This is a genomic window from Bacillus sp. FCW2 (genome assembly GCF_021228595.1).
GTDB classification, from domain to species: Bacteria; Bacillota; Bacilli; order Bacillales; family Bacillaceae; genus Bacillus; species Bacillus velezensis.
In genome coordinates, this window is the sequence record NZ_CP089436.1 from 2,333,030 (window position 1) to 2,353,056 (window position 20,027).

Genomic DNA, 20,027 nt, shown 5'->3' on the forward strand with positions numbered 1-20,027 from the left:
TTGGTATTGGACTATATTCGCCTTCTCCCGCGGCCTCAATCTTTTTCGCCAACATGGCAGGAGTTGGGGAACTAAATATCTCTTTGACTGGCAAACGAATCCCGGTTTTCTTCTCTATGGCATTAATGGCTGCCGTCGCTTTTAACGAATGTCCACCCAATTCAAAGAAACTGTCCTCTATGCCGACTGGAGATACTCCTAGAATTTCCTCAAATACATCTACGATTGCTTGCTCCGTCTTATTACTTGGTGGTACGTATTTCGAGCTTTCTAACATATCTGGCTCTGGCAACCTAGCTTTATCCAGCTTTCCATTTATGGTTAGTGGAAATTCATCGATCTGTATCATAAAGGTAGGAATCATATACTCTGTTACTTCTTCTCTTATCGCTTCCTTAATTTCGGGTATAATTAATTCTTGATCCTTCTCTGCAATGAGATATGCACAGAGAATTTCATCGTTTCCAACTTCTTTTACAACAACGACAGCATCCGTGATGTTACTCTGTTTTCTTAATACACTTTCAATTTCACCTAACTCTATCCTGTAACCACGGACTTTCACTTGTTCATCTATACGGCCTAAATACTCTATATTTCCATCTGGCTGCCAACGTGCTAAATCTCCTGTACGGTACAGTTTTCCCTCACCGAAGGGATTTTGAATAAACTTCTTATCTGTCAATTCTGGCTGATTCAAATAACCTCTTGCTAAACCATCTCCTGCAATGCACAACTCGCCAGGTATTCCAATACCGCATAGCTCCATTTCATTTAGAAGATATACCTTTGTATTTGCAATCGGACGTCCAATGGTAATGGAAGTAGAGTCTGTATTCACTCTAAAACTAGTTGCATTTACAGTAGATTCTGTAGGACCATATGTGTTTAGCACTTCTACCTTTTTCGCCCATTCTTTTAAAGTTTCTAGACGACCTGCCTCTCCACCTGACTCCAGCAAACGAAGCGTCGGTAATGCGTCAACACACAACCCGTCTATTAACTTAGGTGTCAATGAAGCTGTTGTAACATTATTTCGATCGATATATTTTTGTAGTTGCTCCATATCATAGGTTAAATGTTTTGGTACAATGCATAATGCCGCACCATTGCATAGTGCAGGGAAGATATCTCCCACCGCTTGGTCAAAAGATACATTTGCAAATTGCAGCACCGTATCCTTGTCGTTCAGTGCAAATGTTTCCTTATATGTGACCCACATATTGACCACATTTCGATGTTCAATTAAAACTCCTTTAGGGTTTCCAGTTGTACCAGAAGTGTAGATACAATACACTAAATCATTAGACCTGTTAACATGCAAAAGATTGTCCGTTTCATTAGCATAATTATTCTCATCTTCTAAATCTAATACCGGAATCCCTACCTTCCCTGGCAGCTTATTCTTATACGTCAATACAATCTTTGGACTACTGTCCTCCAGCATATAGTGAATTCTATTATCTGGATATTCCGGATTGATGGGTACATAAGCTCCCCCTGCCTTGATGATTGCTAATATTCCTACAATCATTTCCATGCTACGCTCTGTAACTAGAGCCACCAAATCGTTTGGAACTACTCCTAAATCCCGAAGAGTACGCGCCAACTGATTTGCTCTCTCATTCAGCTCGGCATATGTCATCTGTTTATCATCAAATTTAAGTGCAATATGTTCTGCTGTTTTCTCTACCTGATTCTCAAATAAGCTGACAACTGTTTGTTCTCGAGAGTATTCTACATTCGTTGCATTGAAATCAACCAATATCTTCTCTTGTTCCCTGATATCAAGCATATGCAAATCTTTAAGTTTTTTTTCTGGATGTGTTACTGCTTCCTCAAGCAGCGTTACATAATGCCTTGCCATATATTCAATCGTTTCTTGTTTGAATAAATCTATGCAATACTCAAAATCAATTTCATACCCTTCTGACACACATTCAACCAGAACGGATAAGTCAAACTTTGAAACATTTCTTTTAATAAATGCACTTTTTCCGCCCAATAGGCCTTGCATTTCCGTCGGTTTTTTCTTTTCTTTTAATCCGAACATAAAATCAAATATCGGGTTTCTTGAGAGATCTCTTTTCTTCTCTACGGCTTCAACTAAATCTTCAAATTGGTATTCTTGGTTATCATAAGCCTGCAGACACTTCTCCTTCACAGCTAATATCAAATGCTCAAAGGTCTCATCCGGACTAACTTCTCCCTTGATCACCAGAGTATTGACAAACATCCCCAACATACCCTTAGTATCTGCATGAACTCGGCCTGACACGGTAGTTCCTACAATAATATCCTTTTGGCGACTATATTTGGCTAATAATAAAATGAACACAGATAGGGTAACCATAAATTCAGTAGCACCATGCTTTAGGGCTAGATTTTTAACCCCTGAGCTTAATGGCTCTTTTACCTTTGCTACAACATTGGCTCCCCTGAAAGACTGGATTTGAGGACGGAGGAAATCCGTCTTCAAATCCACCCTGGCAATTTCACCAGCGAATTCCCTCCTCCAATATTCTTCCTGTTTTGAGATATCATAAAAATTCTGCCATACGCTGAAATCTTTATACTGGATTCGGTTAGAATTTTTATTCATAAGTTCTCCTCTTATTCATGATCAGTTTCATCATTTTCATAAAATTCGTTCACCTGATGCAGTATAACTGGCAGGCTTTCTCCATCACATATAATGTGATGAATATCAACAAATAGATAGGAGGCCGTTGTTGTCTTCATTAATTTCACACGCATCAACGGTGCTTCGGATAAATTAAACGGTTGTATAAATTTATCGTATTCTGTTTGTACATCTATTTCGTCCACTTCGCTGTAGTCTATTAAAACCCTTGCGTCTGGAGAAATCGTTTGAATGGGTTCACCGTCCACAACATGGAAACTAGTTCGCAGTATCTCTTCTTGCTGTAACAGCTTATCCAAAGCCTTCTGTAGCCTTTCTTTATCCAGCGGTTCTTCGTAGGCATAGACATCCGATACGTTGTAGTTAATGTTAGGTCCGGTCATCTCGTCTAGAAGATAGAGTCGTTTCTGAGCTGAACTTGTAGGGTAGTATTCAGCTGCTGAAGCTTGTTCTATTGCCACAAACATCTCGTTCTCAATCGACTCGATATTTCCCGCTATCTGCTCGGGCGTACCAAAAGTAAAAACATCTCTAATTGACAATCTTACTCCTATGGCCTTCTCCAATTCATTGCACAAGAGCACTGCTTTCAGTGACGATCCCCCTAGATCAAAGAAGCTATCAGTTACACTGACTTTTTCAATATCTAGAATGTTCTCAAATGCCTGCACGATCAGAGTTTCATATTCATTTCGTGGTGCAATATATTCCTTTGACTTATACTGCGGCTGTGGTAAAGAGGCTTTGTCAAGTTTCCCGTTACTTGTCAGCGGAATCGCATCAACCGAAATAATATGTGCAGGCACCATGTAATCTGGTAATACTTTACTTAACTTGATCTTAACGTCCTTTTCTTCTATTTCTGTCTCAGTTATTACATAGGCACACAGGAATTTCTCATTCCTTTTGTCTTCTCGCACTATGACTACAGCTTCATTTATGCCTTCAAGCTCCAATAAACGGCTTTCTACTTCTCGTGGTTCAATACGATATCCTCTGATTTTTGCTTGGTCATCCATCCGTCCAATATATTCAATGTTTCCGTTAGGTAACCAACGTGCCAAATCACCTGTCCGATACATCTTTCCGGATCCAAATGGGTTGTGTACAAACTTCTCGTCTGTCAGGTCTTGTCGATTTAAATATCCTTGAGATACACCCTCACCTGTTATACATAACTCACCTGGAACTCCAATTCCACAAAGTTCATTTCCATTTAACATATAAATCTTCAATGTTGGAAGTGGCTTTCCTATGTCGCTAATTCCTCTCTCGATGGCTTCAGCATCAATATCGCGATAAGTAGCGTATACCGTGGTCTCTGTAGGCCCGTACATATTAACCAGACGACAATGCCTATTGTTCTCATGCCATTTCTTCAAATGTGTTGGATAAAGTGCCTCTCCTGCAAAAATAACATATCGTAAACTATTTATTGTTTGTCCTGTCGTTGCATCGATCAACGCATAAAATGGCGAAGGTACCTGGCATAAGATTGTTACCGCTTCTTTTTGCAAAAGCTCTCCAAAAGCATATCCATCTTTTACCGTATCTTCAGAAGGAATTACAAGCTTTGCTCCATTTAATAGGCATCCGAATATTTCCCAAACCGAAACATCAAAACAATAAGAATGGAATTGAACCCAAATATCATTTTCATAGAAATCAAGCTTAAACTTGTCATTCTTAAGTAATCGCACTACATTTACATGCTGAACCATAACACCCTTAGGCCTGCCAGTCGTACCAGAGGTATAAATTACATACATCAAATCACTTGATTGATTTACATGGACAAGGTTACTGCATTCCATTTTATAATTTGCCTCATCATGAAGATTCATGATAGGAATGTCAGCTTCAGGTTCTTTTGTACCGCATAATACGACCTTTGGTTTACAGTCATTAATGATATAATTAATTCTTTCCTCTGGATAAGATGGATCAACCGGTACGTAAGCTGCTCCAGCCTTTAAAATAGCGTATATACCCACCACCATCTCCAAACACTTCTCTGTTGAGATCACCACAAAGTCATTGGGTTGAATGTTATAGTCCATTCGAAGTTTTCTTGCCAGAGCATTCGCCCGTTCATTTAATTGTGCATAGGTCAGCTGTTGTCCATTAAATGTAATTGCTATACTATTAGGTATTCTGGCAGCCTGCTCTTCAAGTAACTGCACAATCGTCTTATTATCAGGGTATTCTGCATCCGTCATATTGAACTCATCCAATATTTTTGCTTCTTCGTTCATATCTACCATGGCAATATCCTGCAGCTTCTTTTCCGGAGACATTAAAACTCCTTCAATTAGTGTTAAGAAGTGTTTTGCCATGTACTCGATCGTTTCTGGTTTGAATAAGTCTGTAGAATATTCAAAATCAATCTTATAGCCTTCTGAATCACTTATCATGGTTAAGGTAAGATCAAATTTAGAAATACTTCCTTCAACGGATTTCCTCGTTCCAAATTGAATTCGATCCGAATAACTCTCTCTCTCATCGTCCTGCAATACAAACATCACATCGAATACTGGGTTTCTTGAGTAATCTCTCTTTACTCCCACTGCTTCAACTAAATCCTCGAACTGATAATCCTTGTTATCGTACGCCTGTAAACATTTCTCTTTTATACCTAATAATACATCCTCAAATGAATCATCGGAGCAGACATTCCCTTTGATTGCCAGAGTGTTTACAAACATGCCCAACATATTTCGGGTATCCGTATGGTTTCGTCCCGATATTGGAGTTCCTACTATAATTTCTTCCTGTCGACTGTATTTTCCTAACATGGAGAAAAAGATGGATAACAAAACCATAAACTCAGTTGCACCATACTTCTTCGCTAACTCTTTTACTTGAATACTCGTGTTTTCTTCTACCTGTGTTCGGAAATTAGCACCTCTAAAACTTTGTTTATGAGGGCGTGGATAATCCATGATTAAATCCAGGACTGGTATATCACCAGAAAATTCTTTCTTCCAGTACGCTGCCTGTTCTGTTATATCTCTAGCATTTTGCCAAACACAAAAGTCTTTATACTGTACTCGTGGTGTTAACAATTCTCTTCCTTCATATAACTCTTGTATTTTGTAGAGCATAATCGGCATGCTTTCTGCGTCACATAAAATATGGTGAATATCCAAAAATAAGTATGAATCATTTGGAGTATCCAGTATTTTTGCACGCATTAGTGGTGATTTTGACAGGTCAAATGGTTGGACGAAAGTATTATATTCATCCTGGATATACTGTGAATCTGCTGTATTAACTTCACTGTGCTCCAGCACAATTCTTGCATCTGAGGAAATTTTTTGAATTGGCTCACCATTCACTATATGGAAGCTTGTCCTCAAAATTTCCTCTTGCTCTACTAATTGATCCAATGCTCTCTGAAGTCGCTTATTGTCTGGTTTAACTTTAAGCTTGATTACTAAAGGAATATTATAAGTTGTACCAGGACCTGTTAGTTGGTCTAAAAGATAAAGTCTCTTTTGAGCTGAACTTATAGAATAGCTTTCTGCTTCTGCTATTTCTGGTATTTCTTCAAACGTATTTACAACCTTTGAGTTTTTAATTTGTTCTGCAATATTTTTTGGTGTAACTAAATCAAAAATTTCTCTAAGTGGTAACCTTACCCCTGCACTCTTCTCTAATTCATTACACAGCCGGATTACATTAAGCGAGTATCCACCCAAATCAAAGAAATTGTCGTTTACACTTACTCTATCCACACCAAGTACATATTCAAATGCCTCTACTACCAATTTCTCCGTCTGGGTCCTTGGTGCCTCATAACCCCTGATCATCTGACTTTCTTCAATATTCTTTTCCGGGTCCGGCAATAATTTACGATCTACCTTACCATTTGCAGATAGTGGAATCTCATCTACCTGTATGAATTGTGCCGGGACCATATAATCAGGCAGATATTTGGCTAACTCTCTTTTTATTTCTGCCAATTCTACTGTCTCATCTGAAACAATATACCCACACAGCTGCTTCTCTCCATGTGAATCACTATAATCAGCGACTACGGACTGGTGAATATTGGGCAAATGATTGATACAGTGTTCTATTTCTCCCAGTTCGACACGATGTCCACGTATCTTAACTTGACTATCTTTTCTTCCCAGGAAGTCTACATATCCTTCCGGACGCATGACACCATAATCACCTGTTTTGTACAGATAACCTAATCTATGGTTGATAAAGGCGGCCTTCGTCTTCTCTTCTTCATTGAGATAACCTACGGCGACTCCTTTTCCACCAATATGCAGTTCTCCTGGAACGCCTATCGGGCATTCCTCTCCCCATTCATCCAGTACATAAATTTGTTGATTTTTCAACGGATAGCCATAAGGGATACTTTTCCACTCCGGCTTCACTTCTGTGATTGGGAAATAGATGGACCATATAGTGCCTTCTGTTGCTCCACCTAACCCGATGACTTGTGCTTTTGGCATTCTTGTTTTGATTTTCTCCGGCAAACCAAGAGCAATCCAGTCTCCACTAAGCATCACCATACGTAAGCGCTCTGCTGCAGATCTCCGCACTGTGTCTTGCTTTGTGCTTTCTAGATACATATCCATAATGGCCGGAACCGAGTTCCATATCGTGATTTCTTCTTCGATCATGATCTGATGAATGCTGGCCACATCTAAGAGATCGGGAATTAATACTAACTGGGCTCCACTAATGAGTGCTCCAAAAATATCATAGACAGATAAATCAAAGCTCATCGATGATAGGGCAATGATTTTATCTTCGCTGCCTACTTTGAATCTCTCATTAATATCTAATAGTGTATTCACTACTGCCTCATGGGTGATCACAACACCCTTAGGCTGTCCAGTACTTCCTGACGTATAGATAGCATAGGCTCTATCCTGCTGGCAGCCTTCTAGCGATTCCAAGGCACCATCGTTATAGGTGGAAAGGTTCTCTTTTTCATATAAATCCGGATGAATCATGAGCTTGATATCACTATGTTCCACGATATATTTTATTCTTTCCTCAGGATGTTCCGGGTTCACAGGAATATAAGCATGGCCGGCTTTTAAAATAGCCACCGTATTTACAATGGTCTCGATTCGTCTCTCTGTCCAAACGCCAATATAAGAATTGTGCGCATAGTTTTGTTCTGCTAAATAACGAGCGACCTGATTGGATTTTCTCGCCAACTCGCCATAGGTCAATGTATCCTGTCCTAATTTGACTGCAATAGCATCTGGCGTCTTCTGACATTGCCGGTCTATTAATCTTTGCAGTAAATCCCCTTCATAATCTCCTTGTGTATCATTGTAATCAAGCAGTAGTTCAGACTGTGTTACAGGCAGCGGCATAGATGAAAGATTATTGTCTATAACTTGCTGCAATCGAAGTTGATACGTTTCAAACATGGCACGGATCATATCTTCATCAAGCAAATCCTCCACATAATCCCAAGTCATCATTAATTGTCCGTCGCTTTCCGCAACTTGGAAGTCCAAAAATACTTCAGGGGCCTGATTTATTCCGTATTTCAATTCTCCCCTACTACCTATATTGGCATTGAAAGAATCCACTTCGCCACGAAGCATGCTTGTAAATATAATTGGCATTATAGCTTGAGCTTCTTGACCACGATGTTCAGCCAGATCACGCAGGAAATCAACCCCACTGTAAAATCTGTGGTTTAACGCTTCAAATAACCGATTCTGAATCTCAGTAGTTCTTTCCCAAAATGGTCTGTGAGATGATAAATCGATATCCAACAACAATTTTGATACAAAATCCCCCATCAGCGACATTCCATCTTGATGAAAAGGCTGATTACTAAACAGATTTAAGCTAAGTGCCATATTGGATTGATTGCTCCATTTAAATAGAACTTCCGCATATATTGTGCACAATAACGCAGATGGTGCAATTCTGTTATCCAAAGCTTTGTTTCTCACAATCGCCCAGTCTTTTGCAGAAATTTTCGTTTCTAAACGTTTTACTGTTGCGTTGTTTACAGCACTCCCATTAGAAAGAAGCGGTAACTGTGGTGCATCCGGGAAATCACCTACTTTCTTCTTCCAGTAGGCTTGATCTCTTTGATGCAATGCTTTCATCAAATCTGAAACTTGCCGTGCCAAAAGATTGGCATGATTATCAAGCTCTGCTTGGGTCGAATCTTTCTCCTCTTTCTTAACATCCTCTTTCTTAACATCCTCTTTCTTAAGTAGCTTTTGCAAACGATCTTCTGGATTCTTGACAACTTCTGAAAGCAATGAAACATAATCATCCAACATTTGCTTTATCGTTTCCTGTTTAAATAAATCTGTAGAATACTCTAAATTGACCACATAACCCTCTGATGTGTGTATTACCATTAAATTCAGATCAAACTTAGCTACTTTTCCTTCCATTGGTACCCATGTTCCACTCATAATGCTCTTTGAACCAGACATAATTTCACTCTCTGGCATCATAAACATTACATCAAATAATGGATTTCTTGATAAATCTCTCTTTACATCTACTGCCTCAACCAAGTCTTCATATTGAAAGTCCTGATTATCGTACGCAAGAAGACATTTTTCTTTTACTCCTAGCAATACTTGTTCAAAACTCTCCTCTTGTTTCACATTTCCTTTGATAGCCAAGGAGTTTACAAACATCCCCAGCATGTCTTGTGTATCAACGTGGGTTCTACCTGATACAGGAGTTCCGACTATAATTTCTTCCTGTTGACTGTACTTGCTCAATAGAAGCATAAAGGTTGATAACATAATCATGAATTCCGTAGCACCATGCTTCTTCGCTAATTCTTTTATTTCCATAAAAACTGGTTCTTCAATCTTAGTTTTTACGTCGGCTCCATTGAAGCTCTTTTTCTTAGGACGTTGGAAATCTGTATTCAAATTTAGTATTGGAATTTCGCCTGAGAACTCGTTCTTCCAATATGCCGCCTGCTTCGTAATATCCTGAGTCATTTGCCAAGCAGAGAAATCTTTATAATGAACCCTTGGCATTGATAAAGTATTTCCTTCATATAACTCGCTTATCCAGTTCATCATAATAGGCAGACTTTCTCCATCAGAAACAATATGATGAATATCCAGCATCAAGTATGAAGCTTGTGGCGTCTGTAGTAACTTAACCCGCATCAAAGGTGCTTTGGATAAATCAAATGGGCAAACAAAACGATCATATTCATCTTGAATATCTAGTGTATCTGCTTCTTTGTATTCTAATACTACTCTCGCATCTGGTTGAATCACTTGAACTGGCTCTCCATTAATAAGATGGAAGCTGGTTCTCAATACTTCTTCTCTCTCTAAGAGTTTATCTAACGCTCCCTGTAGCTGCTCTTTATCCAGAGTGTTTTCATATTTTATGACATTCGAAATGTTATAGGAAATACTAGGACCTACTATCTCATTGAGAAGATAAAGTCGCTTTTGAACAGAACTCATAGGATAGAACTCTGCTTTAGCTATTTTCGGTATTTCCGAAAAACTATCATATTGTAAACTTCCAATTCTTTCTGCAATACGTTTGGGTGTAGATAAAGCAAATATTTCACTAAGCTTCAGTTTTATACCGATTGTCTTTTCTAATTCATTACACAATAATGTAACTTTCAGTGAATGACCACCCAAGTCAAAAAAGCTATCATGGACACTAATTTCTGTTACTCCTAGGATTTTCTCAAATGCTTCAACTACTAACTTCTCTTCTCTATTTGTTGGTGCTGCATATTCCTTAGACTTGTATTCTGGTTCTGGTAGTGCCGCTTTGTCCAGCTTTCCATTATGACTTAATGGAATTTGGTCAATTCGAATAATATATAAAGGAACCATATAGTCTGGTAACTTCTTGCGTAATTCACTCTTGATTGTATCTTCGTCTAATTTTTCTACTTCTGTATGAACGACTACATAAGCACACAGATATTTTTCTCCTTGCTTGTCTTGCCGTACTACAACGGCTGCTCCACTAACTCCTTCGAGTTCCATCAAAGTACTTTCAATTTCTCCTGGTTCGATTCTGAAACCTCTTATCTTAACCTGATCATCTATACGGCCAAGGTACTCAATATTTCCATCCGGTATCCACCGTGCCAGATCACCTGTTTTATACATCATTCCTGAACCAAAAGGATTTTTAATAAATTTCTGTGCTGTCAATTCTTCACGATTTAAGTATCCACGCGACACACTTTCTCCTGCAATACATAATTCCCCTGGTACACCTATTCCGGCTATTTTTTCATTTGATAATATATAAATTTGTGTATTACTAATAGGCTTACCAATCCATACTTTATCTACATTTAAGTCTGTTGGACAATGATATCCACTGGAATTAACTGTAGTTTCTGCTGGACCATAGAGATTCAGTAGTTCTGCTCTTACTTGTCCTTTTTCCCTTAATTGATTATAATGTCTCACACTTTCTGCATTCAGTTTCTCACCAATATTAATGATATAACGTAGCGTATTTATTCTCTCTTTGCTCATATCTAATTCTTCTAAGAACATATTGAACATTGAAGGAACGAACTGGATTGCATTGACTTTATAATCCTGAATTACCTTGATGATCTTATCACTTTGACTTTCTTCTCCTTGTTGCAAAATAACAAGTTTACCACCCGCTAACATCCACCAAAATACTTCCCAGGCAAAAACATCAAAGGCACAAGTGGTCTTCATTAAAAGAGATTCTCCCTCGTGTAATGGATATTCTCTTTGTGTCCACATCTGCTGATTGACTATATTCCGATGCTCTACCATAACTCCTTTTGGTTTTCCTGTTGTACCCGATGTATAAACCAGATAAATAAGATCATGAGGAGTATTTACATGTTCAGGATTCTCTGCACCTTCTTCATAATTGCTTGCACTATATAAGTCGACAACCTTTTCAGGGGAAATATTATACTTTCCATGACCAATTAAAACCGCTTTCGGCTGGCTATCTTCCAATATATACTCGATGCGTTCTTCTGGATAAAACGGGTCAATTGGTACATATGCTGCACCCGACTTCAGGATGGCATATAATCCGACCACCATCTCAATACTTCTTTCTGCTATAATCGCAACAAAATCATCAGGCTGGACATGGTATTCCCGTCGTAACCTTAATGCAAGTTTATTGGCACGAGCATTTAATTCAGCGTAACTCAATTGCTCATTCCCGCATACCACTGCTGTATTATGGGGTGTTCTTGCTACTTGTTCCTCAAATAATTGGACAATGGTCTTGTCTCTTGGATAGTCACGATCCGTTGCGTTAAACTGTACTAATTCTTTCATTTCTTCCGCTTCATTTGTCATGCCTAATTCGGTTAATTTCGTGTGTGGTGCTGCAATTGCTTGTTCCATAAGTCTTTGCAAATGGGAACCGATAATGTTTATTTCTTCCTTGTTATATAGCTTTGTACTGAATAGAATTCTAAAATGAAGACGATCACTCTTAAATGCTGTCATTCCCAAGTCATACCCGATTTGTTCGCGGTAATATTCAGATTCCACATTTAATTTGCCATCAATATTGATACTTGTTCCTTGATAGCCTTCAAAGAAGAATAAGGTTCCAATTAGATTCCTTCCTAATAAAGTACGATTCTGTATTTCTGCTAAAGGAAGAAAATCGTGATCATTTGCAGCAATTGCTTGGTCCTGTAATGATTTCAACAAATCGGCAAATGTGTCTTCGTTTGTTGTCGATATACGTACAGGTATTGTATTGATAAATAAACCAACGATTTCTTCAATACCTTCAATCTCTGCATTTCTACCAGATACAACCTTTCCAAAAACGACATCATTGGTTGAGTTGTATTTTTCCAATAAAACGCCCCAACAAGCTTCTACTAGCGTGTTCAATGTTACATCGTACTTGGCACATACCGCTTCTGCTTGTTCGGTTACCTCCAAGCTTAACTTAAACTCTTGACTCTGACTCTCTTCTTCTGTTTCTTCTGGACGACCCATAGGTAGAATATCAGCCCTTGTCTCATATCCTTGAAGAAGGTCTTCCCAATATTTAAGGCTCGGCTCTTTATCTTTTTCATTTATATAATCTACAAATTTTTCATAGCTGCCCATTTTATTAGAAGCAGTCTTATTAGGTATTTTTAAACACTCTTCGTCTGTTGCCATATACGCATTAAACAAATCTCTACGCAAAATTGGCAAACACCAACCATCTAAAATAATATGATGGTTCGTCATGATCAATCGATATCCACTATTGTTTATTTTTATCAGATTCATACGAACTAGTGTATCTTCTTCTAAATCAAATCCACGTTTTACATCTTGTTCCTTTAAATCAAGATAATCGGATTCATTATCTACTTCCATATAATTAAATTCCAGATTTCTTTCTTTCAATACAACTTGTCTTGGCACACTTACTCCCCGATAACAGATCTTTGTACGTAAAATATCATGCTGTGTTGCTAGAGATTCAAAAGCTTTGTGCATCTTCTCTACATCTACTTCCGTCAATCGCAACGTCTGCTGAACAACATACTTCGTAGAGGATTCATCCAAAAGCTTCTCATAGAGCATTCCCTCTTGCACAGGAGCCAAAGGATAGATACGTTGAACTTCTTCGCCGCGGTTTTTGGCAGCTTCCTGTACATAACAAAATTCGCTATCTTTCCATACCCTCTCACCAAAATCACTTGCCGTTGACTCACTCTTCTGTGCATGGGAGCAATGTTCTGCGACCGCTATCAGTTCTTCTTCATATGCTTTTCCTATTTGCTCAATTCTCTCAGCTAAATAACGACTGCTGTTGCAGGTTACTGTCATAGATAAACTACCATTTTGCACATGACCTATGACGTTAATGGATGGTCCAAATTGATTGCGAGGATCCGTATCCTGTCCATAACCCAGTTGTGAAAACTCAAAATATGGATCGCCAGATTCTTTCTTTGTTCCTAGTTCTCCAAGATAATTAAATGATATATCTGGTGCCACTTCCACATCCATTTCTTCTGAATTAACCATGTCTGCATACTTTATGAGGCCATAATCAATTCCATGTGCTGGCACACGTCGTAGGTTCTCTTTCGTATTTCGAATATCCTGAGCAATATTAGTGCCTAACTCTTCTAAAACTACGGGATATATACTAGTGAACCATCCTATTGTCCTACCTAAATCAAAAGACCCTACTGTTTCTTCACGACCATGTCCTTCCATCTGTATAGCAAGCGTTCTCTGACCTGTTACTTTGTTTACCGCACGTCCCAGTGCTGTTACAAGTAAGTCATTAATCTCTGTATTATAAGCATGTGCACTTTCTTTTAATAACTTTTCTGTGATCGTGGAATTAAGACATACCACGGCTGTCTTTGGTTCGAATTTATCATCAGTGCTATCTTCTTTTAACTTGCCATCAACCAATTTATTTTCTAACTCTGACCAGTAAGCTATCCTTCTCTTTAACTTTTCACTCTGGCTGTAACGAGCTAATCCTTCGCTCCATACTTTAAAGGAAACGGTTTTAGCTGGTAATGTTATCTCTTTCTGATTCAAAGCTTGAGAGTAGCCCTTCTCCAAATCCTCACTTAAAATTCGCCAGGAAATCACATCCATTATCATATGATGAGCTAGCAACATCATATAATCTTGCTCCGGCGTACTAAATAAAACAGCCTGCAATAATGGTCCTTCCGCCAAATCCATCTTTACTTTCGTTGTCTTAATTTTTTCCTGAATCTCTTCAGATTCACATGCTATTGTTGTAAAGCCGTACCATTTCTTATCTTCTACTTTCCCTATAACCTGTTTCTTATCTTTGTACGTAGCTCTCAACATATCATGATGCTGTACTAACGCAGACAAAGCTTTTTGTAGTGCCAGGACATTTAGTTTTTCACGAACCTTAAACACTTGGCATACATTAAAATGTTCAGGATTCATCATATTTTGTGCGAAGAAGTAGTTTTGAATTGGTGTCAGTGAAATCTCACCACTTATTTCTCCTTGCTCCGCAGGTATAATTTCTTTTTTCGTGGATAAATTCATGGCTATTAGCTTCGGTGTTCTCTCCATCAAAAGATTTCGCATGGAGCTATCGTATCCAGCTTCTCTTATCTTGTTTAGAATATGGATAGCCTTAATCGAATCTCCACCCAAATCAAAGAAATTGTCATTTACACTTACTCTTTCCATACCAAGTACATGTTCAAATGCCTCTACTACCAATTTTTCCGTCTGGGTCTTTGGTGCCTCATAACCCCTTATCATCTTACTTTCTTCAATATATTTTTCCGGGTTCGGCAATAATTTACGATCTACCTTACCATTTGCAGATAGTGGAATCTCATCTACCTGTATGAATTGTGCCGGGATCATATAATCAGGCAGATATTTTGCTAACTCTCTTTTTATTTCTGCCAATTCTACTGTCTCATCTGCAACAATATACCCACACAGCTGCTTCTCTCCATGTGAATCACTATAATCAGCGACTACGGACTGGTGAATATTTGGCAAATGATTGATACAGTGTTCTATTTCTCCCAGTTCGACACGATGTCCACGTATCTTTACTTGACTATCTTTTCTTCCAAGGAAGTCTACATATCCTTCCTGACGCATGACACCATAATCACCTGTTTTGTACAGATACCCTAATCTATGGTTGATAAAGGCGGCCTTCGTCTTCTCTTCTTCATTGAGATAACCTGCGGCGACTCCTTTTCCACCAATATGCAGTTCTCCTGGAACGCCTACCGGGCATTCTTCTCCACAATCATCCAGTACGTAAATTTGTTGATTTTTCAACGGATATCCATAAGGGATACTTTTCCACTCTGGCTTCACTTCTGTGATTGGGAAATAGATGGACCATATAGAGCCTTCCGTTGCTCCACCTAACCCGATCACTTGTGCTTTTGGCATTCTTGTTTTGATTTTCTCCGGCAAACCAAGAGAAATCCAGTCTCCACTTAGCATCACCATACGTAAGCGCTCTGCTGCAGATCTCCGCACTGTGTCTTGTTTTGTGCTTTCCAGATACATATCCATAATGGCCGGAACCGAATTCCATATCGTGATTTCTTCTTCGATCATGATCTGGTGAATGCTACTCATATCTAAAAGATCTGGAATTAATACTAACTGGGCTCCACTAATGAGTGCTCCAAAAATATCATAGACAGATAAATCAAAGCTCATCGATGATAGGGCAATGATTTTATCTTCGCTGCCTACTTTGAATCTCTCATTAATATCTAATAGTGTATTCACTACTGCCTCATGGGTGATCACAACACCCTTAGGATGTCCAGTACTTCCTGACGTATAGATAGCATAGGCTTTATCCTGCTGGCAGCCTTCTAACAGTTCTAAGGCGCCATCGTTATAGGTGGACAGGTTCTCTTTTTCATATAAATCCGGATGAATCATCAGCTTGATATCACTATGTTCCACGATATATTTTATTCTTTCCTCAGGATGTTCCGGATTCACAGGAATATAAGCATGGCCGGCTTTTAAAATACCCACCGTATTTACAATGGTCTCGATTCGTCTCTCTGCCCAAACTCCAATATAAGAATTGTGCGCATAGTTTTGTTCTGCTAAATAGCGAGCGACCTGATTGGATTTTCTCGCCAACTCGCCATAGGTCAATGTATCTTGTCCTAATTTGACTGCAATAGCATCTGGCGTCTTCTGGCATTGCTGGTCTATTAATCTTTGCAGTAAATCCCCTTCATAATCTCCTTGTGTATCATTGTAATCAAGCAGTAGTTCAGACTGTGTTACAGGCAGCGGCATAGATGAAAGATTATTGTCTATAACTTGCTGCAATCGAAGTTGATACGTTTCAAACATGGCACTGATCATATCTTCATCAAACAGATCCTTCGCATAATCCCAAGTCATCATTAATTGTCCGTCTCTTTCCGTGACTTGGAAATCTAAAAATACTTGAGGGGTCTGGCTTATTCCGTATTTTATTTTTCCCAATTTTGGCAGAACATCTGTAAATTCCGATTTATCGAATAACATACTAGTAAATACAATTGGCATAATCGCTTTACTAGTCATTTCTCTCTTACTTGCAATATTTCGTATAACATCAACACCACTATAAAAACGATGGTCTACTGCTTCAAATAATATATCTTGAACCATAGATGCTCTCTCCCAAAAAGCACTATGAACAGACAAATCAATATCTAACAGTAAAACTGATGTGAAATCTCCAATTAACTTCATTACGTCTGGATGAAAGGACTGCCGATTAAATAAAGTTAAATTAAGTGCCATTCTGGATTGATTGCTCCATTTGCCCAAAACTTCCGCATAAATTGTACATAAGAATACAGATGGTGTTACACCATACTGAGCTGCTAAGCCTTTCACAACATTCCATTCATGAGTTGTCAGACTCTTCTCCATGCGCTGAAATATTGGTCTCTCTATGAATTCTGGCTCACAAACTAATGGTAGCTGAGGTGCATAGGGAAAATCCTCTATTTTGGCTTGCCAATAGTCTTGAGCTTTTTGATAGGCGGAAGATTCACGAAAGCTCTCCAATGCCCTTACATAATCTGAAAATTGAAAGGTTAAAGGTTCAATCTCCATATTCGGTTTCTCATAATAATCCATTATCTCTTGTATTAAAATTAATAAACTGCCTCCATCAGCAATTAATAAGTCAATATCCAGGAAGAGATAATTTTTCTTCTCGCCAAGAATAAATGCAGACAACTCAAATAATGGCCAATGATCTTGTTGAAAAACAAAATGTGACCTGTGATTTCTTTTTTCCAATATACGTTTTTGTTGATCCTCTAAAGACAAGTCTTGTAAATCTTCAATACAAATATCATAAGAAGAATTAGAACGCCGAACTTTTTGCATTCCTGTATCATCAAAAATAGTACGCAGCATAAGCTGACGCTCTAAAACTCGATTCAATGCATCGTTTAAGCGTTTAATATCTAATTCTGTTTCAAACTCATAATAGGCATGTGTGGAGATGTTGCCCATTTCCATAATATTTTGTCTTCCAACTAAATAGGCTCCTTGTATTTCTGTTACCGGAAATGGCTCATACCACATGTCTTTATTCCCTGTTAATTCAGATGTTTGGACATCCTCTACCTGTAGTTGTTCCCCTACAATCGTAATTATTTGTTCTAGAGTAGACATTTTGAAAAGGCTTACAATGGGGATTTCAACTTGAAATCGTTGATTGATTTCATCCTGGAAACGAATCAACGTTAACGAACTAACTCCCATCCGAGAAATCGTATCGTCTACTTTCAAAGAAGGGATAGAGAATACTTCTTTTGCAATTTCAACGATTTGATTTTCAATCTCCGCTTTGTTCCATGCTGGCTTCTTTGCAGATTCCTTGCTACTCTCATAATAATATGGAGCTATTGCGATAACATCATCAAACTCATGATTCTCAAATCGCTCTATTAAAAGAAAACGTTGCACCTTTCCACTTGTTGTTTTCGGTATCGTTTTTATTGGAATTACATAATCTGCAGCTATTCCAACCCGTTCTAATACCATATCCTGCACTTGATGGGCAAGTGGCAAAAATGCCTTGGCATCTTTTCGATTATGTACAAATACTATAATTTCATCCCTGATCGATGACGGATTGCGAACACCACACACAACGACTTGAGACAACTCTGGGATCGCCAATGTTAACATATTTTCTATATCGCTAGCATAATAATTCTGACCATTTACAAACAGAATATCCTTCTTTCTGCCCATTACAATGAGTTCTCCATTGCGTAAAAGTCCTAAATCTCCTGTACAGAAGAAGCCCTGTTCATTAAAAGGGGAACTATCATGATTCATATATCCCTCAAATACATTTTTCCCCTTGATCACTATATTGCCTATGTAATTTTCCCCTAAGATGTGGTCTTCATCATCTACAATCAATATTTCTAATTCATATAATGGTTCTCCTACTATGGCAAACTCTGCTGCATTTGGCTCCTTCGTTTCTATATACTCCACTTCTTGACCAATACGAGCTTTATGACGGTTAATACATACACTTCTATTATGTCCTTCTTCAGGAATAGTAACAGCCAGACTAGCTTCTGCCATACCATAGACTTGATGGATCGTATTTTCACGCAAGCCAGAAGACGAGAATTTTTCATAAAATCGTCTAATGGTATCCATTGATATTGGTTCTGCACCACACATTATGTTTCGCACACTAGATAAATCAATATTTTCTAAATGTGAATCCTTTACAGTCTTTATCATCCAGTCTAATCCAAAATTCGGACTTACAAGCACCGTTGCTTTTAATTGCGCACATTTTTGAAGATATAGCCAAGATTTCTTTAAAAATGTACCCGAATTTAGAAGGGAATGAGATATACCCGCAAATATCGGAGTTAAATGATAACCGATCAAGCCCATATCATGTGTCAATGGTAACCAACTAGCCATGACATCATTTGTGTCTAGTTTCAAACGATCTACTATCTGTGCCAAATTATAAACTAGATTTTCATGTGTTAATTTTACTCCTTTAGGGTTACCTGTGCTGCCAGACGAATATTGTATATACGCTAAGTCCTGACAATCTACTGTAACGCATTGCCCCTCTTCCATATTACATGCTAAGGTTTCATACTCTAAGTATTTCAAATTATTGGCTTCATAACTTTCTCTAAACGTATTTAAATTTCTTTCATCAGTAATTATCCACGCATTCGGCAACTGCTTACTTACTTTCACTAACTTCTTGAAAGCTTCAGTGTCAGGCGATGCAATTAGCGGTACAGACAGAGGAACGGGGATCATGCCTCCTAAAATACAACCCCAAAACAACCTTATAAAGAATAAATTATTGTTTGTCTGAAAGATAATATAAGAGCCCTTCTGAAATCCCTGCTTTTGTAGTGCCCCTAAGATGGATTTGGCATTAAAATAAAGACTTTCATAAGACTCAAACAATTCAGAGCCATCGGATTGAGTAAAGTAAACTCCCCTTGATTTCTCGTTAGCATAAATTCCAAGTAATTGATCAAGTGTTATATTAACTCCATCCTCTAATACTGATTTTGTATAGGGTTTCATATTGCACCTCTTAAAAAGTTATTGTTTTTATGCTGCGATATTATCTTTGTTACAATTGATGCAACGTCTTGATCTTGCCTCTTTAATATTAAAATTTATGTTGAGAATTATTTATGTATATTGGCTTCTATAATTCTATTATATTATATTTAAGGATTATATCAACAAAATTCTTAAAATTTTTCCAGCTCAAAGGTCGTGGTTTAAACCCACCGCCCTTAGCCTTCGGGTTGGATAGTAATAATCAGAATCACTTAAAAAAACACTCAATAATGCCCCCGTTGTCAAGACACGAT

At 38.2% G+C, this 20,027-nt stretch carries 2 protein-coding genes; both read right to left on the reverse strand.

Translation table 11 applies throughout. The annotated features are described in order from the left end of the window. Nucleotides 1–2,602, reverse strand: a 2,602-nt coding sequence (locus tag K3G25_RS20760; protein ID WP_173613490.1) for a non-ribosomal peptide synthetase, incomplete at its 3' end; no start/stop codon positions are given. A gap of 11 nt (nucleotides 2,603–2,613) precedes the next feature. After that, nucleotides 2,614–19,731, reverse strand: coding sequence for a non-ribosomal peptide synthetase (locus K3G25_RS11820; protein WP_154817733.1), 17,118 nt, complete (start codon nucleotides 19,729–19,731; stop codon nucleotides 2,614–2,616). Nucleotides 19,732–20,027 lie beyond the last annotated feature (296 nt).